The 25,689-nt window shown below is 65.0% G+C and carries 25 protein-coding genes and 1 pseudogene; 15 read left to right on the forward strand and 11 right to left on the reverse strand.

Annotation, left to right across the window (positions count from 1 at the left end; translation table 11 throughout):
• Window positions 1-76: 76 nt before the first annotated feature.
• Window positions 77-517, reverse strand: coding sequence for a hypothetical protein (locus ACVMB0_RS03575; RefSeq protein ID WP_456797164.1), 441 nt, complete (start codon window positions 515-517; stop codon window positions 77-79).
• 281 nt (window positions 518-798) lie between these two features.
• On the opposite strand from ACVMB0_RS03575, the gene ACVMB0_RS03580 reads away from it, so the two are divergent.
• Window positions 799-2,013, forward strand: a complete 1,215-nt coding sequence (locus ACVMB0_RS03580) for an EAL domain-containing protein (RefSeq protein ID WP_456797163.1) — start codon at window positions 799-801, stop codon at window positions 2,011-2,013.
• Between the two features lie 64 nt (window positions 2,014-2,077).
• On the opposite strand, the gene ACVMB0_RS03585 is transcribed toward ACVMB0_RS03580, so the two are convergent.
• Complete coding sequence (locus tag ACVMB0_RS03585; protein ID WP_456752134.1) at window positions 2,078-2,557, reverse strand: hypothetical protein; 480 nt, start codon at window positions 2,555-2,557, stop codon at window positions 2,078-2,080.
• Window positions 2,558-2,761: 204 nt separating this feature from the next.
• Between ACVMB0_RS03585 and ACVMB0_RS03590 the strand changes: the two genes are divergently transcribed.
• Window positions 2,762-3,061, forward strand: coding sequence for a hypothetical protein (locus tag ACVMB0_RS03590; RefSeq protein ID WP_461345333.1), 300 nt, complete (start codon window positions 2,762-2,764; stop codon window positions 3,059-3,061).
• Between the two features lie 15 nt (window positions 3,062-3,076).
• On the opposite strand, the gene ACVMB0_RS03595 is transcribed toward ACVMB0_RS03590, so the two are convergent.
• Window positions 3,077-4,285: a hypothetical protein gene (locus ACVMB0_RS03595; protein ID WP_461345334.1), complete on the reverse strand. Its 1,209-nt coding sequence runs from the start codon at window positions 4,283-4,285 to the stop codon at window positions 3,077-3,079.
• 143 nt (window positions 4,286-4,428) lie between these two features.
• Window positions 4,429-5,058 (reverse strand): NUDIX hydrolase, encoded by a 630-nt coding sequence (locus ACVMB0_RS03600; RefSeq protein WP_461345335.1) that lies wholly within the window; start codon window positions 5,056-5,058, stop codon window positions 4,429-4,431.
• A 92-nt stretch (window positions 5,059-5,150) separates the two neighbouring features.
• On the opposite strand from ACVMB0_RS03600, the gene ACVMB0_RS03605 reads away from it, so the two are divergent.
• From ACVMB0_RS03605 to ACVMB0_RS03615, 3 genes are all read left to right on the forward strand, one after another.
• Window positions 5,151-5,576, forward strand: coding sequence for a PaaI family thioesterase (locus tag ACVMB0_RS03605; protein WP_456752130.1), 426 nt, complete (start codon window positions 5,151-5,153; stop codon window positions 5,574-5,576).
• A gap of 102 nt (window positions 5,577-5,678) precedes the next feature.
• Entirely contained in the window at window positions 5,679-6,689 is a 1,011-nt protein-coding gene (locus ACVMB0_RS03610; protein WP_456752129.1) for an aldo/keto reductase, read from the forward strand.
• Window positions 6,690-6,960: 271 nt separating this feature from the next.
• A complete protein-coding gene (locus ACVMB0_RS03615; RefSeq protein ID WP_456752128.1) occupies window positions 6,961-7,161 on the forward strand; it encodes a hypothetical protein in 201 nt (66 codons plus the stop codon).
• Window positions 7,162-7,259: 98 nt separating this feature from the next.
• Here ACVMB0_RS03615 and katG read toward each other — a convergent pair whose 3' ends face one another.
• Window positions 7,260-9,434 carry a catalase/peroxidase HPI gene (gene katG, locus ACVMB0_RS03620; protein WP_461345336.1) on the reverse strand — a complete coding sequence of 725 codons (2,175 nt, stop codon included), beginning with the start codon at window positions 9,432-9,434 and terminating at the stop codon, window positions 7,260-7,262.
• Window positions 9,435-9,552: 118 nt separating this feature from the next.
• On the opposite strand from katG, the gene ACVMB0_RS03625 reads away from it, so the two are divergent.
• Window positions 9,553-10,506: a LysR substrate-binding domain-containing protein gene (locus ACVMB0_RS03625; RefSeq protein ID WP_461345337.1), complete on the forward strand. Its 954-nt coding sequence runs from the start codon at window positions 9,553-9,555 to the stop codon at window positions 10,504-10,506.
• Between the two features lie 280 nt (window positions 10,507-10,786).
• Here ACVMB0_RS03625 and galU read toward each other — a convergent pair whose 3' ends face one another.
• Entirely contained in the window at window positions 10,787-11,662 is an 876-nt protein-coding gene (gene galU, locus ACVMB0_RS03630; protein WP_456752125.1) for a UTP--glucose-1-phosphate uridylyltransferase GalU, read from the reverse strand.
• 222 nt (window positions 11,663-11,884) lie between these two features.
• Here galU and ACVMB0_RS03635 point away from each other — a divergent pair, with 222 nt between their 5' ends.
• Together ACVMB0_RS03635 and ACVMB0_RS03640 are read left to right on the forward strand one after the other, a co-directional pair.
• Window positions 11,885-13,264, forward strand: coding sequence for a lytic murein transglycosylase (locus ACVMB0_RS03635; RefSeq protein ID WP_461345338.1), 1,380 nt, complete (start codon window positions 11,885-11,887; stop codon window positions 13,262-13,264).
• Between the two features lie 305 nt (window positions 13,265-13,569).
• Window positions 13,570-15,300, forward strand: coding sequence for a DUF459 domain-containing protein (locus ACVMB0_RS03640; protein ID WP_461345339.1), 1,731 nt, complete (start codon window positions 13,570-13,572; stop codon window positions 15,298-15,300).
• 123 nt (window positions 15,301-15,423) lie between these two features.
• Here the strand turns inward: ACVMB0_RS03640 and ACVMB0_RS03645 are convergent, their stop codons facing one another.
• Both ACVMB0_RS03645 and ACVMB0_RS03650 read right to left on the reverse strand, forming a co-directional pair.
• Window positions 15,424-15,801, reverse strand: coding sequence for a CsbD family protein (locus ACVMB0_RS03645; RefSeq protein ID WP_456752122.1), 378 nt, complete (start codon window positions 15,799-15,801; stop codon window positions 15,424-15,426).
• Window positions 15,802-15,860: 59 nt separating this feature from the next.
• Window positions 15,861-16,595: an SDR family NAD(P)-dependent oxidoreductase gene (locus tag ACVMB0_RS03650; RefSeq protein WP_461345340.1), complete on the reverse strand. Its 735-nt coding sequence runs from the start codon at window positions 16,593-16,595 to the stop codon at window positions 15,861-15,863.
• 176 nt (window positions 16,596-16,771) lie between these two features.
• Here ACVMB0_RS03650 and ACVMB0_RS03655 point away from each other — a divergent pair, with 176 nt between their 5' ends.
• From ACVMB0_RS03655 to ACVMB0_RS03665, 3 genes and pseudogenes are all read left to right on the forward strand, one after another.
• Complete coding sequence (locus ACVMB0_RS03655; protein ID WP_461345341.1) at window positions 16,772-17,551, forward strand: SDR family NAD(P)-dependent oxidoreductase; 780 nt, start codon at window positions 16,772-16,774, stop codon at window positions 17,549-17,551.
• A gap of 103 nt (window positions 17,552-17,654) precedes the next feature.
• Window positions 17,655-18,542 carry a TauD/TfdA dioxygenase family protein gene (locus tag ACVMB0_RS03660; RefSeq protein WP_461345342.1) on the forward strand — a complete coding sequence of 296 codons (888 nt, stop codon included), beginning with the start codon at window positions 17,655-17,657 and terminating at the stop codon, window positions 18,540-18,542.
• A 170-nt stretch (window positions 18,543-18,712) separates the two neighbouring features.
• Window positions 18,713-19,699 (forward strand): annotated as a pseudogene (locus tag ACVMB0_RS03665) (IS30 family transposase); the annotation flags it as partial.
• 50 nt (window positions 19,700-19,749) lie between these two features.
• Here the strand turns inward: ACVMB0_RS03665 and ACVMB0_RS03670 are convergent.
• On the reverse strand, window positions 19,750-20,421 hold the full coding sequence (locus ACVMB0_RS03670) for a YqgE/AlgH family protein (RefSeq protein ID WP_461345343.1): 672 nt from the start codon (window positions 20,419-20,421) through the stop codon (window positions 19,750-19,752).
• 136 nt (window positions 20,422-20,557) lie between these two features.
• Between ACVMB0_RS03670 and ACVMB0_RS03675 the strand changes: the two genes are divergently transcribed.
• From ACVMB0_RS03675 to ACVMB0_RS03690, 4 genes are all read left to right on the forward strand, one after another.
• Entirely contained in the window at window positions 20,558-21,403 is an 846-nt protein-coding gene (locus ACVMB0_RS03675; protein ID WP_461345344.1) for a protein-disulfide reductase DsbD domain-containing protein, read from the forward strand.
• Window positions 21,404-21,647: 244 nt separating this feature from the next.
• Complete coding sequence (locus tag ACVMB0_RS03680; protein WP_461349584.1) at window positions 21,648-23,042, forward strand: oligosaccharide flippase family protein; 1,395 nt, start codon at window positions 21,648-21,650, stop codon at window positions 23,040-23,042.
• A 33-nt stretch (window positions 23,043-23,075) separates the two neighbouring features.
• Window positions 23,076-23,312, forward strand: coding sequence for a hypothetical protein (locus tag ACVMB0_RS03685; RefSeq protein WP_461345345.1), 237 nt, complete (start codon window positions 23,076-23,078; stop codon window positions 23,310-23,312).
• Window positions 23,309-23,614: a type II toxin-antitoxin system RelE/ParE family toxin gene (locus ACVMB0_RS03690; RefSeq protein WP_461345346.1), complete on the forward strand. Its 306-nt coding sequence runs from the start codon at window positions 23,309-23,311 to the stop codon at window positions 23,612-23,614. Before ACVMB0_RS03685 ends, ACVMB0_RS03690 begins: the two co-directional genes overlap by 4 nt.
• 92 nt (window positions 23,615-23,706) lie before the next feature.
• On the opposite strand, the gene ACVMB0_RS03695 is transcribed toward ACVMB0_RS03690, so the two are convergent.
• Both ACVMB0_RS03695 and ACVMB0_RS03700 read right to left on the reverse strand, forming a co-directional pair.
• Window positions 23,707-24,495 carry a 3-hydroxybutyrate dehydrogenase gene (locus ACVMB0_RS03695; RefSeq protein WP_092118875.1) on the reverse strand — a complete coding sequence of 263 codons (789 nt, stop codon included), beginning with the start codon at window positions 24,493-24,495 and terminating at the stop codon, window positions 23,707-23,709.
• Entirely contained in the window at window positions 24,495-25,676 is a 1,182-nt protein-coding gene (locus ACVMB0_RS03700; RefSeq protein ID WP_461345347.1) for a DUF3734 domain-containing protein, read from the reverse strand. Before ACVMB0_RS03700 ends, ACVMB0_RS03695 begins: the two co-directional genes overlap by 1 nt.
• Between the last annotated feature and the right edge of the window lie 13 nt (window positions 25,677-25,689).

A 25,689-nucleotide genomic window follows, 5' to 3' on the forward strand; every position in this document is an offset into this window, starting at 1 on the left:
CGGCAGCATCACCTTACCTGCGCGGGCACTCGCGCCCGGCGAGCGGCTTGAGATGCGCGATCCCGCCCGCGAGGTATCACTTGCAGCCGTCCGGCAATGCGGTGGCCGCGATCGCCGGCGGCACTGCCTTCTGGTTTGGTCCCGTCATGGAGTTCTGGCTGCTCGCGGCGATGGCGCTTGCCAGCATCGCCACGACGCTGTCATCAATCACCAGGTCGCGCGCGGGCTGGACGATGTCGCGGAGGCGCAGGGCACGCGGCATCACCGGCCATCCGGCCTTTGCGCGCTGCTGACGTGCAAGCCGCTGCTGATCTTCGCGGTCACGACCGTGATCTTTCAGTTTGCCGATCGGCTCCTGCGCGTTGATGCCGGAGACGTTGCGAACGCCAACGGCGACGTCATGCTCACCTGCATGCGCATCGCAAGATCTGTGATTCGCCGTCGTTGCTCGGCAGGGACTCACATCGCGCCGCGCGAAGCAATCTGATGTCCAACAATGGTGCAGCTTCGCGCTCATCTCGAAGCGGCAACACAGTGATTAACGGCGTCTCCCATTGGAACACGCGCACGACGCTTCTGTTGTCGCCCCAAGTTCGGCCACGATCACGCTGATGAACGTCAGATGACGCATTTATTGCACGCATGACAGCGGCAAGATGCAGCGATTCCAACGTGATTTGACTCGAATTGAATCCTTTAAGGTTAGCGAGGCAATCAATGTATGAACCAGAAATTTCCATGATTGCCGCCGCTCCAGGATGTACGAGTCAATCCGGGGTAATTACGGACAAGGCGGGCATGAATCACATCAGTCACATCGGACACGCACGAGCCGGCTGGTTCGGACATCGCAAGCTGACCCCTCGCGCATGCATTGCAGACAGCAAAAAACACCTCCGGACCTTCCTCGCGGAGGCGCTGGACGACCTCGGCTTCATCACCAGTGAATGCAGCCAGGCACTGGAACTTGACACCGTGCTGGACGCGGAACGGCCCGATCTTCTGGTGCTCGGGGTGTCCGTGGACGGCATCGAAGTCAGTAAAATTCTCGAGACTTTGGTGAGAAAGGACTACGGCGGCAAGGTCCTCGTGATCGGCCAACCGGACTCCATCATCGTCAAGGCGGTCCGGCAGATCGGCGATGAGTACGGCATCGCCATGCTGCCGGCACTGTCCACCCCGTTCAGCGCCGGAACCCTGCGTGACAGTCTTGCGTCGCTGCTGCCGCTCGAGCCCGCGCCGAGCCCGGCCGTCGACGTCCCCGAAGCGCTCAAGGCCGGCTGGCTCGAGCTGTGGTATCAGCAGAAAATCCATCTCCGGACACTGGTCCCGAGCGGTGCCGAGGCGCTGATCCGGATGCGCCATCCGGCATGGGGCGTGGTGCCGCCGGCCTACTTCATTCCGGATGAAAGCGATCCGCATTTTCATGCGCTGTCCGAATTCGTGATCGCGCGCGCGATCGAGGACTGGCGTTATCTGCTCGAGCAGATCGGGCCGGTCAATCTCTCGATCAACCTGCCGATCTCGTTTCTCGCCGATGACGATGCGGTACGCGAGCTCTGCTACCGGATTCCGGACCATGCGGCCTTCGCCGGCCTCTTGATCGAGATCGACAGCACCGAGGTCATCGACAATCTGGATCTCGCGATCGACGTCGCGCGGCGCGTGCGGCTGCACAATATCGGCATCTCGATCGACAATGTCGGCGCCAACTGGCCGTCCTTGCTGGGACTGCCGAATTTTCCGTTCGTTCAGCTCAAGGTCGATCATCAATACGTCACCGGCTGCGCCGATCAGCGCCTGAAGCAGACGGTGTGCCGGCGTGTCGTCGAGCTCGCCCACGACAGCGGCGCGCAGGTCGTCGCCCAGGGGGTCGAGACCCGCGCGGACTTCCTCGCCGCGCATGAGATGGATTTCGATCAGGTCCAGGGCTACCTGTTCGGCAAGCCGATGGGCGTCAAGAAGTTCGCCCGCTCACGCATGCACTTCTCGGAGAAAGAGCCGGCCTCCTGACCCATGGCGGTTCGACGGCACCACCACGCCGGAAGCGCCCGCATTCACGCGGGCCGCGCCGCCGTTACTGAAACGTCATGTCGAGGCATTTCGAGATATCGGAGCCGAGGCCGGACGAGATCGTGATGCAGCCGCGAATCTTCTGGGTGTTGGCGTCGCTCGCCCAGATCGCATAGCCGCCGGGACCGAAGAACGAGTTGGTGTTCGGCGGCTCGGTCTCGGTGGCGTCGAACGTGTAATTGCCGTCGGTGTCGAAGATGCGCGGCTTCTTGGTGCAGCCGCCGTCGGCCTGGACGTTGATGACCTCCTTGTTGTCCCGCGTCAGCGCCAGCGAGACCTGGCAACGGAAGTATTCGGAGGTCTTGGCGTTGAACAGATAGGCGTAGGACTTGCAGGTCGAGGTGTTGAGCTTGCCCGCGGAGAGGCCGCGGCTGCAGGAGATTCGCTGGTTGTTGGAGAGCTTGAACTCGTCCGCCTGCACGACTGACGCCAGCGTCATGAACGACAGAGCGACACCGATACCGATTTTCATGACGTGGCTCATCCTGATTATCCCCCAGTAACGTTTCTGGCAATCGAAGCGTTTGTAAACGGTAACGCGAAAATAGTCGCCAAGCTTGATACGGGAAATCACAAACTCGATGATCTGCGTAAGCAGCCACGCCGATTGTCGTATTGACGCGCGAATGGCGTTCGTGATTTGTTCAAAGGCGTGGGGACGACGCCGTTTTTCGGCCGGAGGTGGATCATGACGCATTTTTTGACCAAGACCTTTTTTGCGACAGCGACCCTTGCTGCGATGACGACATGCGCATTGGCGCAGGAGGCCGCGCCCTGGGAGCTGAAGACCGACATGGGTTATGCCTATGACAAGGACGGCAAGACCTGGGCCTACAAGATGGGGACCAACAATGCCGGCACCTTGCTGAAGGGCGCCAAGAAGGTGCCGAAGGGGACGCTGTTCTTCATCGGCCACAACGGCCAGCTCTACATGCGCTCCGGGCCTTATCTCGAGGGAGACGGCAAGTTCATGTTCGGCTCGAACTGAGGCTTCCAGCAGACCTCAGAACGCAGCGGCCAATTCCTTGGCGCCGGGCTTGCCGCTGTTGAAGTCCATGCGCTCGTTGGTGACGGCAAGCAGCCTGGCCACGGTGTTGTGACGGATCGCGACCGGGTTGCGCTCATAGCCCGAGCGCTGGAAGAAGTTCGCGGTCGGCACCTGTTCGCGCATCGCCTGCGGCATGGTCACCATGTCGAGCCCGGTGCCGTCGCCGGTCAGGTTCATCATCTCGAGCTCGGCCGCGGTCAGCGGCCGACCGTAGCCCTTGTTGCGCGCGAAGATCACCGAGGTGAGCAGCTTGTGGGTCTGCAGCATCGGGCCGACATCGATGTCGAGCACCATGGCGTGACAGGCCCAGCCCTGCGGCGTGTCGGCAAGGCGTTGATGCGCCGACCAGTCGTCGGGCACGGTGCGCGTGAACGCCACCATCTTCTTCAGCACCGCGAGCTTGTGCTCCATCGCCTTGCGCGCCGGCCCCTGCGTCCGCGCCACCCGCTCGGTCAGGTCCCGCACGAATTCATGGCCCTGCTCGGCCAATAGCTCGACGGTGTTGGTGGTGAGCAGCTGGTTGTAGCCCATCGCCGTGGAGATCGCGCGCTTGCCGCCGTGCTCGATGCCCGCCTGCACGTCGTAATTGCCGGTGCCGCCGGTCTCGAACGAATAGACCCGCACCGCCTGCTCCGGCGTCAGCCCGGCCGCGCGGGCATAGCGGGCATAGGCGCGCTTGAACTCGACCTCGCTGGTCGGCCGCTGCGGCGTGAACTGGAATTGTTCGGCGGCCGCCCTGACCAGATCGGAGACCACCGGAATCGTTTTCGGCGGCCGCGGCGGCTTGCCGCCCTCTTCTTCCGGTGCCGGATTGACCGGCCGCTTCGGGCCCTCATAGACCGGCGGCTGCTGCAGCACGTAATCGTCGAGCCCAATCTGCACGCGGTCGCGGCGTTTGGCATTGCGAGTGCGCCGCTTGTCGGCGATCGCGTTCCAATAGGCGCCGGCGTCCTGCTCGAAGGCAGCGCGCGCCTCCTCGTACTCCTGCAGCTTGCGGCGATAGTCCATGATCGCCTGCGGCGATGCCTGCGCCATCGCATTGGCGACCGACGGCGGCAACGCATCGGCCTCGCCGGCCAAGACACCAGCCAAGACAGACGGCGCGCCGACAGTGAGCGCGAGCGCGACGAGTCCAAGGCAGGGGCGAATCAATTGCGGGCGCATGGCCTCGTTGTAGCAAGCGCGGCCGCGAAGTCAGCCCGGAATTGTCCGGATCGAAGCGGCCGGATGCCGCGATCGGCTCCAGAATTTTCGCCACAATGCGGTATTCCCCGCGCAACGCCGTGCCGACGACGGGGTGATGGCGGTCACTTCCATGCGAACACCGGTTGCTCGAGATCGGCGACACGGGTGCTGCGCCCGGCCAGCACCTCGCGGAACTGATAGATCAACGCGGCGGTCGGCGCATGGATCTGCTGGCCGCCGAGGCGGAAGCGGATCACGCGCCGGGTGCTCTCGGGAATCGTGACGAAGCTGAACGCGTCCTGGAGTTCGATCGCATCGAGGCCGATGCGGTGCACGGAGGCGACCTCGTCCGGATTCGGCGTGATCGCGGCATGCGCACCGGCCCACACCACGACCGGCGTGATCAGATAGCCGGAGCGGGTCGGATAGTCGTCGAGCAGGCCGAGCACATCGCGTTCGGACAGCTTGAGGCCGAGCTCTTCGTGCAATTCGCGCAGCGCGGCTTCAGCCTGGGTCTCACCGGCATCGCAGCGTCCGCCCGGCAGCGCCCATTGCGCGCTGTGCGCCCGCAGGCGCGCGCTGCGGCGGGTCAGCAGGAACGCCGTACCATGGCCATCATCGCCTTCGGTCAGCGCGATCGCGACCGCCGCGCGTTTCAGCGCCGGCGCCGCGTCGGCCGCGGCCTGACGCGCGAATGCGGCACAGAGCTCTGCGATATTCCGCCGGGTGGCATCGTCAAATGTGCGGGCCATTGAGCTTGACTACAACACATCAGCGTTTGATGAAATGAGTCGAACGACATGCCTCCTGCGATCAATCATCTGCAAGCAAGGGATTCCTCCTCATGACGGCCAAGGCCGCGGACCACCTCAAATCCGACGGCTGGAAGATCGCCGAAACCACGGGCTTCCTGACCCTGATCGGCCCGTTGTGGGAACGATTGAAGGACGGCGCGCTCGAGCTCGCGCTGATCACCGAGGATAAGCACCATAATCGTCGCGGGCTGGTGCAGGGCGGCGTGATCATGACCTTTGCCGACCGCGCCTGCGGCATGGCCGCGCGCTTCGTCTCGGGCAAGCCGACGCTTGCGACGGTGCAGCTCGACACCCATTTCGTCGAGGCCGGCAAGATCGGCGAGATCCTGACGACGCGGCCCCGCGTGGTGCGCTCGACCCGCAGCCTGATCTTCATCAGCGCCGAGGTGACCGTCGAGAAGCGCTGCATCGCGATGGCCAACGGCGTGTTCAAGATCCTGAAGAACGAGAGTTGATCATCGTCGTTCCGGGGCGATGCGCCAGCATCGAACCCGGAATCTCGAGATTCCGGGTCGGACCTTCGGACCATCCCGGAATGACATCCGGAGGAACGATCGATGCAATATCGCCAACTCGGCCGCAGCGGCCTGAAGGTATCGCCGATCTGTCTCGGCACGATGATGTTCGGCGGGCCGACCGATGAGGCGACCTCGTCGCGGATCGTGGCCAAGGCGCGCGAGGCCGGCATCAACTTCATCGACAGCGCCGACGCCTATAATGGCGGCAAGTCCGAGGAGGTCGTCGGCCGCGCGATCGCCAACAGCCGCTCCAACTGGGTGCTCGCGACCAAGCTCGCCAATCCGATCGGCGATGATCCCAATCATGGCGGGCTGTCGCGGCGCTGGGTACTGCAGGCCGCCGACGAGAGCCTGAAGCGGCTCGGCACCGACTACATCGACGTCTACTATCTGCACAAGGAAGACCACGCGACGCCGCTCGACGAGACCGTGCGCGCGATCGGCGACCTGATCCGCGCCGGCAAGGTGCGCTATTTCGGCGTCTCCAACTACCGCGCCTGGCGCGTCGCCGAGATCTGCAACATCTGCGATCGGCTCGGCATCGACCGCCCGGTCGCGAGCCAGCCCTATTACAATGCGATGAACCGGATGCCCGAGGTCGAGCATTTTCCGGCCTGCGCCTATTACGGCCTCGGCATCGTGCCCTATAGCCCGCTGGCGCGCGGCGTCCTGACCGGCAAATACGCCCCCGACGCGGCGCCGCCGGCGGACAGCCGCGCGGGGCGCAACGACAAGCGCATGATGCAGACCGAGTGGCGGCCGGAATCGCTCGAGCTCGCCCAGGAGATCAAGCGCCATGCCGAGAGCCGCGGCATCACCGCCGGGCAGTTCGCGGTGTCGTGGGTGCTGAACTCGTCGTTCGTCAGCGCGGTGATCGCAGGCCCGCGCACCGAAGCGCAATGGGACGACTACATCCGCGCGCTCGACTACCGCTTCACCGCCGAGGACGAAGCCCTGATCGACCGCCTCGTCGTGACAGGCCATCCCTCGACGCCGGGCTTCAACGATCCCGCCTATCCGATCGAAGGGCGCCGGGCGCGGAGCGGATAGCCGCTGTAACGGCGACGCACGAATCAGGGTTGGACATTCGATTCCATCCGCCCTCATTGAGCGGGAGCGACGAAGCAATCCATCTCTCCATGCGGCACGATGGATTGCTTCGCGGAGCCTGTCATCCGGCGGCGCTTCGCGCCGAACCGGGTGGCTCGCAATGACGGTGTCCACTCGGCTGCGCCGAAGTTACGTTTCGCAGCTTCCGAATTGCGCGAAGCCCGGGTCGGCTGCAGCATCAGGGCATGACAATGCTGATGCTGGTGCTGCCATGACGGCATCCAATGTACTCGACTGCATCGTGGCGCTCCTCGTGTGCTGGGCGAGCCTGACCGCAATCTTCGAGCCGCGGCGCGACGCCATGCGATGTGACGTGCCTGCCGCGACCGGCAGCGCGCCGCAAGCTTCGCTGGCGCCGCCATCGCAGGCGGAGTTCGAGGAGATGATCCGGGACATGAAGCTGCACGACTGAGCAACGCTGCGGAAAGCCTTTCGTCCCGAACGACGTCCCTGAAATGAAACAGGGCGGCGCCGAAGCGCCGCCCTGCCCTGATGGCCATTGCCGGCCGCTTACTTCACGAGGTCGAAGCGATCGGCGTTCATCACCTTGGCCCAGGCCGCGACGAAGTCCTTCACGAACTGTTCCTTCGAGTCGGACTGGCCGTAGACCTCGGCGAATGCCCGCAGCTGCGAGTGCGAACCGAAGATCAGGTCGACGCGGGTGCCGGTCCACTTCACCGCCTTGGTCTTACGGTCGCGGCCTTCATAGACGCCGTGGCCGACATGGCTCCACTCGGTGGACATATCGAGCAGGTTGAGGAAGAAGTCGTTGGTCAGCGTCCCGGGCTTGCCGGTGAAGACGCCGTGCTTGGACTTCCCGGCATTGGCGCCGAGAACGCGCAGTCCGCCGACGAGGACGGTCATTTCCGGCCCCGTCAGCTTCAGCAGCTGCGCACGATCCACCAACGCTTCTTCCGGCATCATGAACTGATGCTTGCCGCTGACGTAATTGCGGAAACCGTCAGCCCGCGGCTCCAGCGGAGCGAAGGATTGGACGTCGGTCTGATCCTGCGACGCGTCCATGCGGCCGGGCGTGAACGGAACCTTCACGCTGATGCCGCCGTCCTTGGCCGCCTTCTCGATCGCGGCCGCACCGCCGAGCACGATCAGGTCGGCCAGTGAGACCTTCTTGCCGCCGGTGCTGAACTCCTTCTGGATGGCCTCGAGCTTGGAGAGCACCGTCTTGAGCTGCGCCGGCTCGTTGACCTCCCAGTCCTTCTGCGGAGCAAGACGGATGCGCGCACCGTTGGCGCCGCCGCGTTTGTCGGAGCCGCGGAAGGTCGAGGCCGAAGCCCAGGCGGTCGACACCAGCTCGGACACCGACAGACCCGAGGCAAGGATCTTCGCCTTGAGCGCCTCGATATCCTTGTCGCCGATCACTTCATGATCGAGCGCCGGGATCGGGTCCTGCCAGATCAGCGTCTCCTTCGGCACCAGCGGGCCGAGGTAGCGCACGATCGGACCCATGTCGCGGTGGGTGAGCTTGAACCAGGCGCGGGCGAACGCGTCCGCGAACTGATCGGGATGCTCCAGAAAGCGGCGCGAGATCTTCTCATAGGCGGGATCGAAGCGCAGCGAGAGGTCCGTGGTCAGCATCGTCGGCTTGCGCTTCTTCGACGGATCGAACGGATCCGGGATGATCGCGTCGGCTCCCTTGGCTTCCCACTGCTGGGCGCCGCCGGGGCTCTTCGTCAGCTCCCATTCATACTTGAACAGGTTCTCGAAGAAGTAGTTGCTCCACTTGGTCGGCGTCTGGGTCCAGACCACCTCGAGGCCGGAGGTGATCGCATCAGTGCCCACGCCGCTGGCATGGCTGCTCTTCCAGCCGAGACCCTGGTCCTCGAGCGCGCCAGCTTCCGGCTCCGGACCGACCAGCGACGGATCGCCCGCGCCATGGGTCTTGCCGAAGGTGTGACCGCCGGCGATCAGCGCGACGGTCTCCTCATCGTTCATCGCCATGCGGAAGAACGTCTCGCGGATGTCCTTCGCGGCAGCGACCGGATCCGGCTTGCCGTTCGGACCTTCCGGATTGACGTAGATCAGGCCCATCTGCACGGCGCCGAGCGGCTCGGAGAGCTGACGCTCGCCGCTGTAACGCTCGTCGCCGAGCCAGGTGCCCTCCGGGCCCCAGTACAGCTCTTCCGGTTCCCACACGTCGGCGCGGCCGCCCGCAAAGCCGAACGTCTTGAAGCCCATCGATTCCAGCGCGACATTGCCGGCAAGGATCATCAGGTCGGCCCAGGAGATCTTCTTGCCGTACTTCTGCTTGATCGGCCAAAGCAGCCGGCGCGCCTTGTCGAGGCTGGCATTGTCGGGCCAGCTGTTGAGCGGAGCAAAACGCTGCTGACCGGCGCCGGCGCCGCCGCGGCCGTCGGTGATGCGGTAGGTGCCCGCCGAGTGCCAGGCCATGCGGATCATCAGACCGCCGTAGTGACCGTAGTCGGCCGGCCACCATTCCTGCGACTCGGTCATCAAGGCCGTCAGGTCCTTGATGACCGCGTTGAGATCGAGGGTCTTGAATTCCTTGGCGTAGTCGAAGGTCTTTCCCATCGGATCGGACAGATCCGAATTCCGATGCAGCACCTGAATGTCGAGTCCTTGCGGCCACCAGTCACGATTCGTGCGTGCGCGGGGGCTTGCGCCGAATGGGCATTTGCCCGCGCCTTCGTCGGTTTTTGCGTCCATGTTTCTTCTCCGAGGTGATGGATTCTGGAATGTGCTGGAGCTCTTCCAAGAAAGATTCTACGCGCCCCAATCTATCAGGTGAAATTGACTTTAGTGATCACGCCGATAAGATTATCTGATGATAAATGTCACACTCCGGCAATTGAGGTATTTCGATGCGCTGGCCCGCCACGGGCATTTCGGACGCGCCGCGGACGCCTGCGCGGTGTCGCAGCCGGCGCTGTCGATGCAGATCCGCGAGATGGAACAGGCGGTCGGCGGCGTGCTGATCGAGCGCAGCGCGCGGCAGGTGACGTTGACGGCGTTCGGCGAGGAGCTGCTGCGCCGCGTCCGCGACATCCTGCGCTCGGTCGACGAGCTCGGCGACTTCGCGCGCGCCTCGCGCGACAAGCTCGCAGGCCGCCTGCGTGTCGGCATGATCCCGACGATCGCGCCATATCTGCTGCCGAAGGTGATCGAGACCCTGGCGCGGCTGCATCCCGAGCTCGACATCCACGTCCGCGAGACGCTGACGCCGAAGCTGATCAAAGAAGTCGCCGAGGGCCGGCTCGACACCGCGATCGTGGCGCTGCCGGTGTCGGAACCGTCGCTGACCGAGGTCGCGCTGTTCTCGGAGAATTTCCTGCTGGTGCGGCCGGGCGAGGACGCCAAGACCCCCGTGCCGAGCGCCGAGATGCTGCGCGAGATGCGGCTGTTGCTGCTCGAGGAGGGCCACTGCTTCCGCGACCAGGCGCTGTCGTTCTGCAATATGCAATCCTCGCCGCCGCGCGAGGTGCTGGATGCGAGCTCACTGTCGACGCTGGTGCAGATGGTCGGCGCCGGCATCGGCGTCACCCTGATCCCGGAGATGGCGGTGACGGTGGAGACGCGCTCGGCGCCGGTCACGGTCTCGCGCTTCAAGCACCCGCAGCCCTCGCGCACCATCGGCATGGTCTGGCGCAAGACCTCCCCGCTCGCCGCGCAGCTCCAGCAGATCGCCGAAGTGGTGAGCCTCGCCGCCCGCGAACTGCGCGCGCCGAAGGCGGATGGCGGCAAGGACGCGAAGCGCGCGGGGCGACGGAAGGTCGCGTGATTGGTGCAGTGGCGCGTAGAGGCAGCGTTCTGAGTTTGACGCGGGCCTCGCGCCACATTCACCACCGTCGTCCCTCCGAAAGCAGGGACCCATACGCCGCGGCCCGAGTTGTGTGACCTCGACTCGTCGTTCCAGCATTGTGCAACGACGAACATCGGTGGTTATGGGTCCCTGCTTTCGCAGGGACGCTAAATTTGTTGCACGGGCGGAGAGTCATACAGCCGCATTCTCGCGACAGGATCGCCTGAGCTTTGCTCTCGGTTTCGCCGCGGCAGTGGCCCTACTTCTCCAGATACTTCTTCATCTCGGCGATCAGGCCGTCGCGCAGTTCGGGGCGCTTGAGGCCGAACGCGATGTTGGCGCGGAGGAAGCCGGGCTTGGAGCCGCAATCGTGGCGCTCGCCCTCGAACTCGACGCCGTAGAATTTCTGCGTCTTGGCGAGCCCGATCATCGCGTCGGTGAGCTGGATCTCGCCGCCGGCGCCGCGCTGCTGGGTGGCGAGGATGTCGAAGATCTCCGGCTGCAGGATGTAGCGGCCGGTGATCGACAGATTCGACGGCGCGGTGCCCTGCGGCGGCTTCTCGACCATGCGGTCGACCTCGAAGATGTTGCCGGTGCGCTTCCCCACGCTGCAGATGCCGTATTGATGGGTGAGCTCGTCGGGGACGGCCTCGACCGCGATCACGTTCGACTTGTCGCCGAGCTTGTTGGCCGCGTCGATCATCTGCTTCAGGCACCCCGGCGTGTTCAGCACCAGCTCGTCGGGCAGCACCACCGCGAACGGCTCGTTGCCGACAATGTCGCGCGCGCACCACACCGCATGGCCGAGCCCGAGCGGCGATTGCTGCCGGGTGAAGCTCATCGCGCCGGCTTCGGGCTGATTCTGCGCCAGAATTTCCTGCTCGGTCTTCTTGCCGCGCTGCGCCAGCGTGGTGTCGAGCTCGAACATGCGGTCGAAATGATCCTCGATGACGCCCTTGTTGCGGCCGGTGACGAACACGAAGTGCTCGATGCCGGCTTCCCGCGCCTCGTCGACCACGTACTGGATCAGGGGCTTGTCGACGATCGTCAACATTTCCTTCGGCATCGCCTTGGTGGCGGGCAGCACGCGGGTACCGAGGCCGGCGACGGGAAATACGGCTTTGCGGATCTTCATGGGATTATCGGAAGCCTTGAAACGGGGTGGGACGGCGGCACGAAATCAATCATGCCCTTGGTAACCGTTTTGCAGCCGCCAACAAAGGCGGATGTGTGGTGCGGCTTAATTCCGCCGTTCCCGTCAGCCATGCGTGCGGCAACAAAACCTCGCCTCTGTTAAGTTATTGGAAACCGTCCCGGGTCCTTCTGGAACAGCACGTTTTTGACAGGCATACGACACATGCGCTCGATCGGAACATCAAGGACCAGACTTTGCAGCGCGAGCCTGGTCGCGCTGGCCCTGCTGCTGGCCGGCGGGGCCAAGGCGCAATCGGCGGGCAACGGCCTGACCAACCTGATCGACAGCATCTTTTCCGGGCCGAACGCGACCCCGCCGCAGGCTGCGACCGGACAGGATGGCGCAGCACCGCCCTGGAGCGGCGAAGACGGCGCCTCCGGCCATCCGCTGATGACCGCGGCCGCGATCCGCCAGGCCGCATCCGACTTCCCGAACTGCGTCGCCGGGATGTGGCCAGATGCCGCGCGGCGCAACATCACCCAGCAGAATTTCGAGCGCTTCACCGCGGGCCTGCAACCCGACCTGCGCATCATGGATCTGCTCGACTCGCAGCCGGAATTCACCAAGGCGATCTGGGACTATCTCGATATCCTGGTCAGCGACGCGCGGCTGGCGAAAGGCCGCGAGATCCTCGCGAAGTACAAGCCGCAGTTCGACGCAACCGAGAAGGCCTATGGTGTCGATCGCTACATCATCGCGGCGATCTGGGGCATCGAATCGAACTACTCGACCCAGATGGGCGACCGCAGCGTGGTGCAGTCGACCGCGACGCTCGCCTGCATCGGCCGCCGCCAGGCCTATTTCAAGGACGAGTTCCTGTCGGCGCTGGAAATCCTCAACCGCGGCGATCTCAGGCCCGAACAGCTGCGCGGCTCCTGGGCCGGCGCGTTCGGCCCGACCCAGTTCATGCCGACCGCGTTCAAGCGCTACGCGGTCGACGGCGACGGCGACGGCCGCCGGGACGTCGTCGACAATCCGAGCGACCTGATCGCGTCCACCGCCAACAATCTGAAGAAGGACGGCTGGCAGACCGGCGCGAGCTGGGGCTACGAGGTGGTGCTGCCGCAAGGCCTCAACTACATGCTGGCCGACCGCGCAAAGGTGATGCCGCTGTCGCAATGGGAGCAGCTCGGCGTCAAGCGGCCAAACAACCAGCCGTTCCCGCGGCCATCCGACAAGGCCTATCTGCTGGCGCCGGCTGGCGCCGAAGGTCCGGGCTTCCTGATGCTGCAGAACTTCCGCGTGATCATGAAGTACAACCCGGCCGAGGCCTACGCGCTCGCGATCGGCCATTTCGCCGATCGGCTGCGCGGCGGCCAACCCTTCGTGCAGCCTTGGCCGCGCCAGGAACGGGTGCTGTCGCGCGCCGAGCGGCTGGAGTTGCAGCAACTGCTGGCTCAGCGCGGCTTCTACAAGGGCACGCCCGACGGCCAGTTCGGCGGCCAGACCCGCGAGGCGCTGCGCGGCTTCCAGGTTTCGATCGGCGCGCCGGCCGACGGTTTTGCCACGTCTGAGGTGCTGGAACGGCTGCGGGAGCGGTAGGGCCGCGCCGGCGGCCCTACCGCCCGGATGAAGCGCAGCGCAATCCAGGGTCCTCGCAACGCGGTTGGTTCGGACCCGGATTGCGCTTCGCTCATCCGGGCTACGGCTCTTCACGCCATGCGAGCCGAGTTCCGCCGGCGGTGACGTCAGGCCCCCTCCTCCCCGCAAAAGTAACCGTGAAATCCGATATTTGCCGCCCGCCTTGACGGCGGCTGGGGGCACCCGATTTATGGTGGAAAAGCTGCCCGCTTGCGGCCCGATTCCGCTAATATGCTGACGTACTTCCAGATCATTGCGACGCCCCGATGCGAGAGCCGAAGTCCTTCCTGCGCCTATTCACCGAAGCCGGCCCGCTGGTGGCGCTGGCGGTGGCGCTTGCGCTGTTGATCGGCATTGCCGAGCCCGCCTCGGCGCAGTTCTTCGGTTTCCCCGGCTTCGGCGATGCTCCACGCCGGGCGCCGCCGCCACGCAGCGGCGGTGGTGGCGGCGGCTGGTTCGGCGGCGATTTCTTCGCGCCATTCCAGCAGCAGCACCCGCAGTCGCAGCCCCAGCAGCAGCGGCCGCGCGAGGATTTCTCACGCGCACCGGCGCCGGCCAAGCGCGAAGCCGCCGCCGAGCGCAACGTGCTCGTGATCGGCGATGCAATGGCCGACTGGCTCGCCTATGGCCTCGAGGATGCGTATTCCGACCAACCCGACATGGGCGTGATCCGCAAGGCAAAGACGGTGTCCGGCCTGATCCGCTATCAGCCCAAGGGCGACCCGGCGGATTGGGCGGCCGCCGCCAAGGCCATTCTCGCCACCGAGAACCCGGACGCCATCGTCGTGATGCTCGGCCTCAACGATCGTACATCGCTCCGCGAACCGGTGGTGGAGAAAAAGGCCGACAAGAAAGACGAGAAGAAGGACGCACGCGGCAAGCCGGACGCAAAGCCGGGCGACAAGCCCGATGCCGCCGCCAAGAATGATGCCAAGAGCGATGCCAAGACCGATACCAAACCGGTCGATCCCGAGCTGTCGCCCGACGACGCCGATAATGATGCGCAGGCCGCGCCGGAAAAGACCGCGCGCTCGCCCAATGGCGTCTATGATTTCCGCGAGGACCGCTGGGTCGAGCTCTACGGCAAGAAGATCGAGGAGCTGATCAATGTGCTGAAGAGCAAGGGCGTGCCGGTGCTGTGGGTCGGCCTGCCTGCGATCCGCGGCCAGAAGGGCACGTCGGACATGCTGTTCCTCGACGCGCTGTATCGCGACGGCGCCGGCAAGGCCGGCATCACCTATGTCGACGTCTGGGACGGCTTTGTCGACGAGGCCGGCCGCTTCATGCCGAAGGGCCCTGACTTCGAAGGCCAGCCGCGCAAGCTGCGCACCGATGACGGCGTGTTCTTCACCAAGGCCGGTGCGCGCAAGCTCGCGCATTATGTCGAGCGCGAGGTAACCCGCCTGCTTGCGGTGCGCTCCGGCCCGATCGCGCTGCCGAGCGAGCCGGCAACGCCCGATGCCAGCGCCGAGCCCGGCAAGCCGGCGCCGCGGCCGCTGGCAGGCCCGGTGCTGCCGCTGGTCGCCTCGACGGTCGGCACCGATCAGTTGCTCGGCGGCCCGGGCTCGCGGCCCGCCGCGGTCGATGCGCTCGCCGCCCGCACGCTGGTGAAGGGCGAGGCCCTGGCCCCGCCGGCCGGCCGCGCCGACGATTTCGCCTGGCCGCGCCGCGAGATCGGCCGCGAGCAAGCCAAGGGCGACGTGCCGGTTGCCGCGGTGACGCCAGCCGCGCCCGCGGGTGGGCCGGCAAATCCGCCGCCCTCCACCACGGCGATCGCGCCCGACGGCTCGATCATCACCGCACCGAAGCCACAACGCCGCGCGTTCCGTCCAACCCAGGCCCAACCGCAGCAACAGCAGCAGCCACAGACCCAGCCCTGGCTGCGCGACCTGTTCGGATTCGGCGCGCCGCAGCAGCGCCCGCTGGTCGCCCCGCCACCGCGGCCACCGCGCGGCGTCGGACAGCGCGCCGCAGCGCCGGGGAATCCCTGGCAGTAGACGGCGCGTGACGCGCCTTCAGATCGTGAAAGAATGGTCGGCGGGTTAGGCGAGCCGTAACCCGCCGATATTGCTTGCGCGGAGAGATGGCGGGTTACGCTATCGCTCACCCGCCCTGCGGTCTCAGCCGTAATAGCGCCAGCGTGACGGCGGCGGGCGGCGCGGCTGGCGCGTCATCAACAGCGCGAGCGCAAAGCCGATACCGCCGGCGATCAAGAGCGATCCCAGCGGATTGTCCTGCACCGCATGCGCCATCGCCTTCTGTCCGCTGCGAACGGTTTCGCCGCGATGTTCGTACGCGTCCTTGGCGTAGTTGACGGCCGTGTCAGCGGCGTCGCGCGCGGCGTCCTTGGCCTGGCCGTAGAGATCCTGCACGGTGCCGGCGGCTTGGCGCGCGCCGCCCGAGGCCTGGGTCTGCGCATCGCCGGTGGCCTCGCCGACTGCGCCTTCGGCCTTGCCCGCGAACTCCTTTGCCGTTCCGAAAATCCGATCCTTGTCCATCGTGACGCTCCCTGAATTGTCAGGGAGCTAACCGGGCAAGCGCGCGCAAGTTCCTGGAACTACAGGATCAGCCCGCCGTCGACGACGATGGTCTGGCCGACGACGTAGGAGGCGAGCGGCGAGGCCAGGAACAAGGCGGCGCCGGCCATGTCGGCGGGCGTGCCGAGCCGCTTCAGCGGAATGCGCTCGAGCGCGCCTTCGAGGCGCCTCGGATTCGCCGTCGTCGCCTTGGTCATCTTGGTGTCGACAAGGCCCGGCGCGATGCCGTTGACGCGGATGCCGTCCTCGGCCCAGGCCTCGCCGAGCGTGCGCGTCAGCCCGACCGCGCCGGTTTTCGACGCGTTGTAGGCCGGATTGCCCATGGTGGAATGATAGGCCGCGGTCGAGCTCACGATGATCAGCGAGCCTTTGCTCGCGGTGAGCATCGCGTGGAATTTCGTGGCACAGGCCATCAGGCTCATCAGATTGACCTCGAGCACCTTGCGAAAACCCTCCATCTCGAATTCCCCGCGGCGGTAAATCACCGCGCCCTGCGCCAGCACCAGCACATCGAGCCGATCGAACGACGGCGTGAGGCTTGCGATCGCCTGCGGATCGGAGACGTCGAGCTGCGCATAGGCGAGGCCATCGAGATGCGAGCCTTCCTCCGCGGAATAATCGCTCGCCTTGGCGCGGGTGCCGTACACGGCAACGCGCGCGCCCTTGGCGCGGAAAGCCTGCGCGATGCCGTTGCCGATGCCGCTGGAGCCGCCGACCACCAGTATCTGCTTGCCGCTGAAATCGAGCTCGTTCATTGCGCGTTCCTCTCTGTTGTTGTCTTGATTGATCATGATCCTTTGCGAAAAGCCAACGCAGAACTTGCGTTAACGCGCTGCACGCATGGCGATAAGAGATCGCCGGTTTGACGTCTCTGCCGAGAGGTGCGAGCGTTGCCGTGTCACACGACAAGAAAATCAACGGGAGGTCCGTCATGTCCGAATACAAGCAGCTCAGCCGTTCGGTGAAGGGCCTCACCGTTCTCGTCACCGGCGCGGCCAGCGGCATGGGCCGCGCCACCGCGCGGGTGTTCGCCGATGAAGGCGCCAATGTCGCAGTCACCGACCTCTCCGAGGAAGGCACGCAGACGGTGGCGAAGGAGATTTCGTCAAGCGGCGGCTCGGCCAAAGCCTGGACGCTCGACGTCGGCGATCGCGACGCGATCACAAAGGTCGTCAACGATGTCGCCGCGCATTTCGGCGGGCTCGACATCATCGTCAACAATGCCGGCATCTCGGTGCGGGTGCCGATCGACGATCCCGGTTACGAGGACGCCTGGGCCAAGGGCATCGCGGTCATGCTGACGGCGCATCCGCGCATCATCCGCGCCGCACTGCCCTACCTGCGCAAATCGCGCTCGCCGCGCATTGTCAACATCGCCTCGACCGAGGCTCTCGGTGCGACGGGTCTGCACAGCCCCTACTCCGCGGCCAAGGGCGGGGTCACCAGCCTGACCCGCTCGCTCGCGGTGGAACTTGGACGCGAAGGCATCACGGTGAACTGCATCTGTCCGGGCCCGATCCGCACCGCCATCACCGATCGCATCTCCGAGGAGCACAAGACGATCTACGCCAAGCGCCGCACTGCGCTGGCGCGCTACGGCGATCCGGAAGAGGTCGCGCATATGACGCTGAGCCTGTGCCTGCCCGCCGCATCGTTCCTGACCGGCGCGGTGATTCCGGTCGACGGCGGGTTGATGGCGCGGAATGCCTGACCCGCGTCTTTCCCCGAAGCGTTGACAGCGCGCGGCTCGGGAGTAGCCTTCTCGGCAAACGAAGCGGGACAACCGCCCGCAACAGCACGGGGAGATATCCGCCATGACGGTCCTGATCCGGCAGCTTCACAAGCATTTCGTCGGCGAGGTCTCCGGCGTCGACCTGCGCAAGCCGCTGACGAAGCAGGAAGCCAGCGACATCGAGGCCGGCATGGACAAATACGCCGTGCTCGTCTTCCACGGCCAGGCCATCACGGACGAGCAGCAGATGGCGTTCGCGCTGAATTTCGGCGAGCGCGAAACCTCGCGCGGCGGCACCGTGACGAAGAAGGAGGACTACCGCCTCTCCTCCGGGCTCAATGATGTCGGAAATCTCGGCAAGGACGGCAAGCCGCTGCCGAAGGATCACCGCACCCATCTGTTCAATCTCGGCAACTGCCTGTGGCATTCCGACAGCTCGTTCCGGCCGATCCCGGCGAAATTCTCGCTGCTGTCGGCGCGCGTCGTGAACCCGAAGGGCGGCGACACCGAGTTCGCCGACATGCGCGCGGCCTATGATGCGCTCGACGACGAGACCAAGGCCGAGATCGAGGACATGATCTGCGAACACTCGCTGATGTATTCGCGCGGCTCGCTCGGCTTCCTCGACTACACCGACGAAGAGAAAGAGATGTTCAAGCCGGTGCTGCAACGGCTGGTGCGTACCCATCCGGTGCATGGCCGCAAGTCGCTGTACCTGTCGTCGCATGCCGGCGCCATCCGGGGCATGAGCATGCCGGAGGCGCGGCTGTTGCTGCGCGATCTCACCGAGCACGCCACCCAGCCGGAGTTCGTCTACGTCCACAAATGGACGGTGCATGACCTCGTGATGTGGGACAACCGCCAGACCGTGCACCGCGTCCGCCGCTACGACCAGTCGCAACCCCGCGACATGCGCCGCGCCACGGTGGCCGGTACCCAGCCGACGGTGGCGCAGGAAGCGGCAGAGTAGCGGGACGCGACGACAGCTGTCGTCCCGCGGAAGCGAAGCGCGACCCATAACCACAGGGCGCCGTTGTTGCGTGACGCTGTGGCCCAGCGCCGCGTTACAACTGAATGCGGTGGTTATGGGTCCCCTGAGTTCACAAACGAAGTGCAACACTTCCTTGAGGAGGTGTTGCGATGGGGCGGAGTTACGAGCAGCTATCCCTGGACGAGCGATGCGAGATTGCCCGGCTTTCAGCCAATGGCAGCTCGGTGCGGCAAATCGCGGCAGCTCTGGATCGCTCGCCATCAACGATCTCTCGGGAGCTGAACCGCAATTCTGGCGCCCAGGTCGGCTACAAACCCAGCTATGCCCAGCAACAGATGCGAGCGCGGCGCTGGACGGGCGTACGCCTCGAACGGGAGCCCGGCCTGCGCCGCGCGGTCTTGGAGCGCCTTGGTCGGGGCTGGTCGCCCGAGCAGGTCGCGGGCCGGCTGGCCCGCGAACACGGCCGCAAGGTGATCTCCCACGAGACCATCTACCGCTTCATATACGCCCAGATCCGGCGCACCTCGGACTTCAGCTGGCGGCGTTATCTGCCACGCGGCAAGAGCAAACGCGGCTACCGCGGCAAGAAGGGCGGCAGTCCCGCAAGCTTCATAGAAGGCCGTGTTTCCTTGGACAAACGGCCTATCGAGGCCGCCGATCGCAATGCCCCCGGTCATTGGGAAGCCGACCTGATGATGTTCTCCAAATACGGTCAGGCGATCCTGACCGTGCACGAGCGCACCTCGCGCCTGCTGCTCGGCATCCGCATCGCCAGCAAGCTCGCGCGCGGTATCGCCCGTCATCTCGTCCGCTTGTTTGCTGCCTTGCCGGAAGGCCTGTGCCAGACCGTTACCTTCGACAATGGGACCGAGTTCGCCTGTCACCTGGAGCTGCACCGCCTCGCGATCGAGACCTTCTTCTGCGATCCGCACGCGCCCTGGCAGAAGGGCGGCATCGAGAATGCGATCGGTCGGATGCGCCGCTTCATTCCACGCAAAACCGATCTCGCGACCTTCCCGACGCGCCGCCTCCGCCAGTCGATCAACGCCTACAACAACACCCCGCGCAAATGCCTTGACTTCCAAACCCCTCTCGAGGCCTTCTCTCAAGTGTTGCACTTCGAGTGTGAATCCACCTCCCTGCTTTCGCAGGGACGACACCGTGAATGTGGAAGGGGCGCCGCTACCTACGCGTGGCCGGCGTCGTTGGACAGCATGCCGGCCTCGATGCCGATCTTGCGCAAGGCGCGGGCATATTTCTCGTCGACATCGGTGCCGAAGATCAGCTCGGGATCGGCGTCGCAATGCAGCCAGCCATTGTGCTGGATCTCGTTCTCGAGCTGGCCCGGCGCCCAGCCGGCATAGCCGAGCGCGAGGATGGCGTGCTTGGGGCCGGCGCCCTTGGCGATCGCCTTCAGGATATCGACGGTCGCGGTGAGCGAAATGCCGTCGTCGATGTTGAGCGTCGCATCCTGGATGTAGAAGTCGCTGGAGTGCAGCACAAAGCCGCGGCCGGTGTCGACCGGGCCGCCCTTCATTACCTTCATCATCTCGGCATTCTCGGGCAGCGCGATCTGGTCCGACTTCTGGATGATGTCGAGCTGCACCAGGAGGCCCGGGAAATCGATGCTGCCGGCCGGACGGTTGACGATGATGCCCATCGCGCCCTCGGATGAATGGGCGCACATGTAGATCACCGAGCGCTCGAACCGCGGGTCGTTCATCACAGGCATCGCGATCAGCATCTGGCCATCGAGATAGCCATCGTCGCCGGCATCGGGACCGACGGCCGGGTTTCGGCCGGAGGCGGTCTTGCGAGGCCTGCCTGTTGTCTTGCCTGTTTTGCCTTCAGGGCGCATCCGCAAAGGCCTTTCCTGCTGATTTGGCATCCTGATATTGGGTGGCGGTTCTGTCAATCAACCATCGACCGCAGTGCGGCGATGCATCACAAGCAATTCAATGGTTTGCACCGAAAGTTGCAGGTAAAGACGTCTCATGATCGTCACAGTTCCCTTGCGGGCCGCATTTGGCGTTGCCGCCTTGTTCTCCGTCGCCTTGGTCGCGCCGGAGGTTCGCGCCGACGACGCCTCGCCGTGGCAGCAGGACACCCATTCCGCGGTGCGATTGCTCGCGGGATCGCGCAGCGGCGCGGTGCTGCTGGGCGGCATTGCCTTCCAGCTGCAGGACGGCTGGAAAACCTATTGGCGGACCCCAGGCGATTCCGGCGTGCCGCCGCGGTTCGATTTCTCCAAGTCCGATAATGTCGATGCGGTGACGGTGATGTGGCCGGCGCCGCGCCAGTTCGACGACGGCGCCGGCGGCACCTCGCTCGGCTACAAGCATCAGGTGGTGCTGCCGCTGCGCATCGTCGCGAAGAATCCCGACAAGCCGCTGGTGCTGCGCGCCGACATCAGCTACGCGGTGTGCGAGAAGCTGTGCGTGCCGGTGGAAGCGAAGGCCGAGCTCGCCTTCGCAAGCGTCGCATCGACCGAGGACGCCGCGCTGTCGGAAGCGCTCAACGCGGTGCCGAAGCCCGCCAATATCGGCGACCCCGTCCCGTTCACGATCCGCGACGTCAAGCGCGACGGCAACAACGTGCTGGTCGATGTCACCGCGCCCGAAACAAAGGACCCAAAGGACCTGAGCCTGTTCGTCGAGGGCCCGACGCCCGACTGGGCACTGCCGGTGCCCAAGCTCGTCGAACACGCGCCCCCGGGCGTGAAGCGCTTCTCCTTCGAGCTCGACGGTCTGCCGCCTGGCGCCACGGCAAATGGCGCCGCGCTGAAGCTGACGCTGGTCGGCGGCGACAAAAGCTACGAATTCAATATCAATTTGAACTAGCCACACGGCCTATCTCGGCGTCGTCCCGGCGAAAGCCGGGGATCCATGCTCCGCGGCCGCAGTTTGAGGCCCGCGGGGGATCGAGCTGCGCGCGCGAACTGTTCCCTATGGTTATTGATCCCGGCCTTCGCCGGGATGACGCAGGTGAGGCATCCCTTCACCCAACCCAATCTTAACGTTTCGTTGATAGATCGGAGCCCATTGCCGCCTTGCGGCGCTTTGGGAATTTTCCGCCTTGGCTGTGATGGAGACACAATCCGAATCCTCTGCAGCAAGCTCTGCGCCATCGGGCCCGGCCGCACGCCTGCGCGGACTCGTTGCGCTCCTGCTTGGCGGCACCAAGGAGGCGTCGGTCACCAAGCGCCTGGCCGGCATGATCTTCGTCATCCGCGTCGTGAGCGCCGCCATCGCCTATCTGGCGCAGATCCTGCTGGCGCGCTGGATGAGCGGCTCAGATTACGGCATCTATGTCTATGTCTGGACCTGGGTGCTGCTGCTCGGCAGCACGATGGATTTCGGCATCGCGCCGTCCTCGCAGAAGATCATCCCGGAATATCGCGCGCGCGGCGACTTCGCCGCATTGCGCGGCTTCCTTTCCGGCGGCCGCTGGGTGGTGCTTGCCGCCTCCAGCACGGTGGCGCTGCTGCTCGCGGGCGTGATCCACCTCGCCTCGCCCTGGATCGATCCCAACGCGGTGGTGCCGCTCTATATCGGCTGCCTGACCTTGCCGCCCTTCGTGGTCGCCAACACCCAGGACGGCATCTCGCGCGCGCATGACTGGATGCAACTCGGCCTGATGCCGCAGTTCATCGTGCGGCAGGGACTGATCATCGCGCTGACCGCCGGCGCGCTGGCGCTCGGCCTCAATCTCGGCGCGACGGTGGCGATGCTCGCGAGCGCCGCGGCGGTGTACATCGCGGCGATCGGCCAGATGATCGTGCTGAACCGCCGCCTCGCCGCCCACCACGGGGTGGGCGAGAAGACCTACGACGTCAGGGGCTGGTTTGCGATCTCGCTGCCGATCATGCTGGTCGAGAGCTTCTATCTGCTGCTCGGCTACACCGACGTGCTGATGCTGCAGCAGTTCCGCTCGTCAGAGGAAGTCGGCATCTATTTCGCCGTGGTGAAGACGCTGGCGCTGGTATCGTTCGTGCACTACGCGATGTCGGCGACGACGGCACACCGCTTCGCCGAGTACAACGCGCTCGGCGACAAGGACCGGCTGTCGGCCTATGTCGCGCACGCGATCAGCTGGACGTTCTGGCCGTCGCTGCTCGCCACCGTCGCGCTGCTCGTATTCGGCAAGCCGCTGCTGTGGCTGTTCGGCCCGAAATTCGTCGACGGCTACAGCATCATGTTCGTGGCCGCGATCGGTCTCGTGGTGCGCTCGGCGATCGGCCCGGTGGAGCGGCTGTTGAACATGCTCGGCCATCAGAGCATCTGCGCCACCGCCTACGCCGTCTCGTTCGTCATGAATGTCGGGCTCTGCATCGCGCTGGTGCCGCGCTATGGCGGTATGGGCGCGGCGGCCTCGACCTCGCTGTCGCTGACCTTCGAGACCATCCTGCTGTTCTACGTGGTGCGCTCGCGCCTCGGGCTCCATGTGCTGGCGTTCGGCAAGGCCCGTTCGGCGCCATAGCATTTCTACCGGCTACAGCCTATATTGGGTCACATGACCGCTGCCGAACTGAAAAACCTGCTTGATCGCGTTCAATCCTGGCCCGAGTCGGCACAGGACGAGCTCGTATCGATCGCAAACCAGATCGAAAGCGAACTGCAGGCCCGAGACTACGTCGCGACGCGGGACGAATTACGAGTCATCGACGCCGCAATGGCGTCCATCGACGCCGGCGAGTGCGCAACCGACGAAGAGATCGAAGCCGCGTTTGCCAAATTTCGGCGCAAATGAAGGTCGTCTTCTCGCGGCAAGCGATGACTGATCTGGACGAAATCGCAACTTACTATTCGACCCACGCCAGCCCGGCAATCGCTGCCGCTGTCGAGCGCCGCTTCCGCGATGTTATTGACCGCGTCCGCCGCGCGCCCGGATCAGCGCCGCGCGTCTCACAGCGATCCGCGGTCCGTGCGATTACCGTCTGGCGCTATCCGTTCCGCATCTTCTATCGCGTCCGCAGCGATACGATCGACATCCTGCACATCAGACATGCGTCCCGGGTGCCGCCCTCCCCGTCCGATTTGGATCCAAGCTAGTCCGGCCGGCTTCGCCTCAAAAAAGCTGGCCCCGATCCAATCGGGGCCAGCTCTTTGTCTCTGACAGTCGAGCGATAAATCCCGCCGGAAAACTACTCCGCGGTCCAGCCGCCGTCGATCGAGAGATTGGCGCCGGTGATCTGCGCGGCATCGTCGCCGCACAGGAACAGCGCGAGCGCTGCGACCTGCTCCGAGGTCACGAACTCCTTGGTCGGCTGGGCGGCAAGCAGCACGTCCTTGATGACCTGCTCCTTGGTCATGTTGCGCGCCTTCATGGTCTCCGGGATCTGGTGCTCGACCAGCGGCGTCCAGACATAGCCCGGCGAGATACAGTTGCAGGTGATCTTGAACTGCGCGAGCTCGAGGGCCGCGGTCTTGGTGAGGCCGGCGATGCCGTGCTTGGCCGAGACATAGGCTGACTTGAACGGCGAGGCGACCAGCGAGTGTGCCGAAGCCGTGTTGATGATGCGGCCCCAGCCGCGCTTCTTCATGCCGGGCACCGCGGCGCGGATGCCGTAGAACGCCGACGACAGATTGATCGCGATGATCGCTTCCCACTTCTCCGGCGGGAATTCCTCGATCGGCGACACGAACTGGATGCCGGCATTGTTGACCAGGATGTCGACCGAGCCGAAGGTCTTCTCGCCTAGCGCGATCATGTCGGCGATCTCGGCCGGCTTGGTCATGTCGGCCGGCGAATAGGCCGCCTTGACCTTGAAGTCGGTCTCGATGCCGGAGCGTTCCTTCTCGATGTCGGCCGGAACGCCCATGCCGTTGAGAACGATGTTGGCGCCGGCGCCGGCGAAGGCGCGCGCGTAAGCCAATCCGATGCCGCTGGTCGAGCCGGTCACAACGGCGGTCTTGCCTGTCAACGTACCCATTATCGGTCGCTCCTATTTGCTTGCGGGGGAGTGGGTTCGTCCCCCGTGAGGTCGTAAGTCACCATGGTTTCCCCGGACTGTGGCCGTTCTAGCCATTCTTTGTGACGCATCGACAAATGCACGTCGCGGACGCCCGCGCCCCAGTGCTCGACCATCGCAACATGGGAGAAGTCGTAGTCCTTCGACGAAGACTCGTAGTTCTTGCTCTTGTAGATCAGGTGAACCACCGTGACGGTGTTCTCCTTGGAGGCCTTGCGCAGCAGCTCGACCGACGGATCGTTCTTCAGGTAATCGGGCAGCTTGCCGATCAAGTCGCGCACCGCCATGCGGGCGTTGTGGATCTGCCGGTTCTTGTCGGTGTTCATCCGCGTCCGGCTGGAATAGCGGATGTCCTTTTCGCGCTCGGCGGCCTCCAGCAGCGTCTCCGGCAGCGGGCCGCGGGCGCTGAACAGGTCGACCTGGAAGATCAGCAGATCGCGGCTGGTCTCCTCGTCGAGCACGAAGTCGAGCGGCGTGTTGGAGGCGATGCCGCCGTCCCAGTAATGCTCGCCCTCGATCACGACGGCGGGAAAGCCCGGCGGCAGCGCACCCGAGGCCATGATGTGCTCGGGGCCGATGGTCTTGCCGAGCTTCTTGAACTCGTAATTATCGAAATAGCGGAAATTGCCCGAGGTGACGCCGACCGCGCCGACCGACAGCCGCGTCTTCAGATCGTTGATGCGATCGAAGTCGACGAGCCGCTCCAGTGTCTTCTTCAAGGGCGCGGTGTCGTAATAGCTCAGCGATTGCGAGCTGCCGGGCGGCCACAGCGGCGCCGGCGGAAACCGCGGCGTGAAGAACCCGGGCACGCCGAAGGTCGCGATGATGGCGGCACTGGTCTCGTTGAACAGCGATCGGGCGCGCTCATGGTTCGAGACCGGATTCCACGGCACCGGCGCCGACACCATCTCCCAGAATTCCTTGAGCTTCGGCACGCGCTTGTCCGGCTCGTTGCCGGCGATGATCGCGGCATTGATGGCGCCGATCGAGATGCCGGCGATCCATTCCGGCTCGAAGCCCGCATGGCAGAGCGCCTGAAAGGCGCCGGCCTGGTAGGAGCCGAGCGCGCCGCCGCCCTGAAGAACCAGCACACGCTGCGCTTGCGCGGGCGTCGAGGCCGGCGCGGTATCCGAAGTATCCATTCGTAACCGTTCG

It is taken from the genome of Bradyrhizobium sp. USDA 4451, from assembly GCF_054822585.1.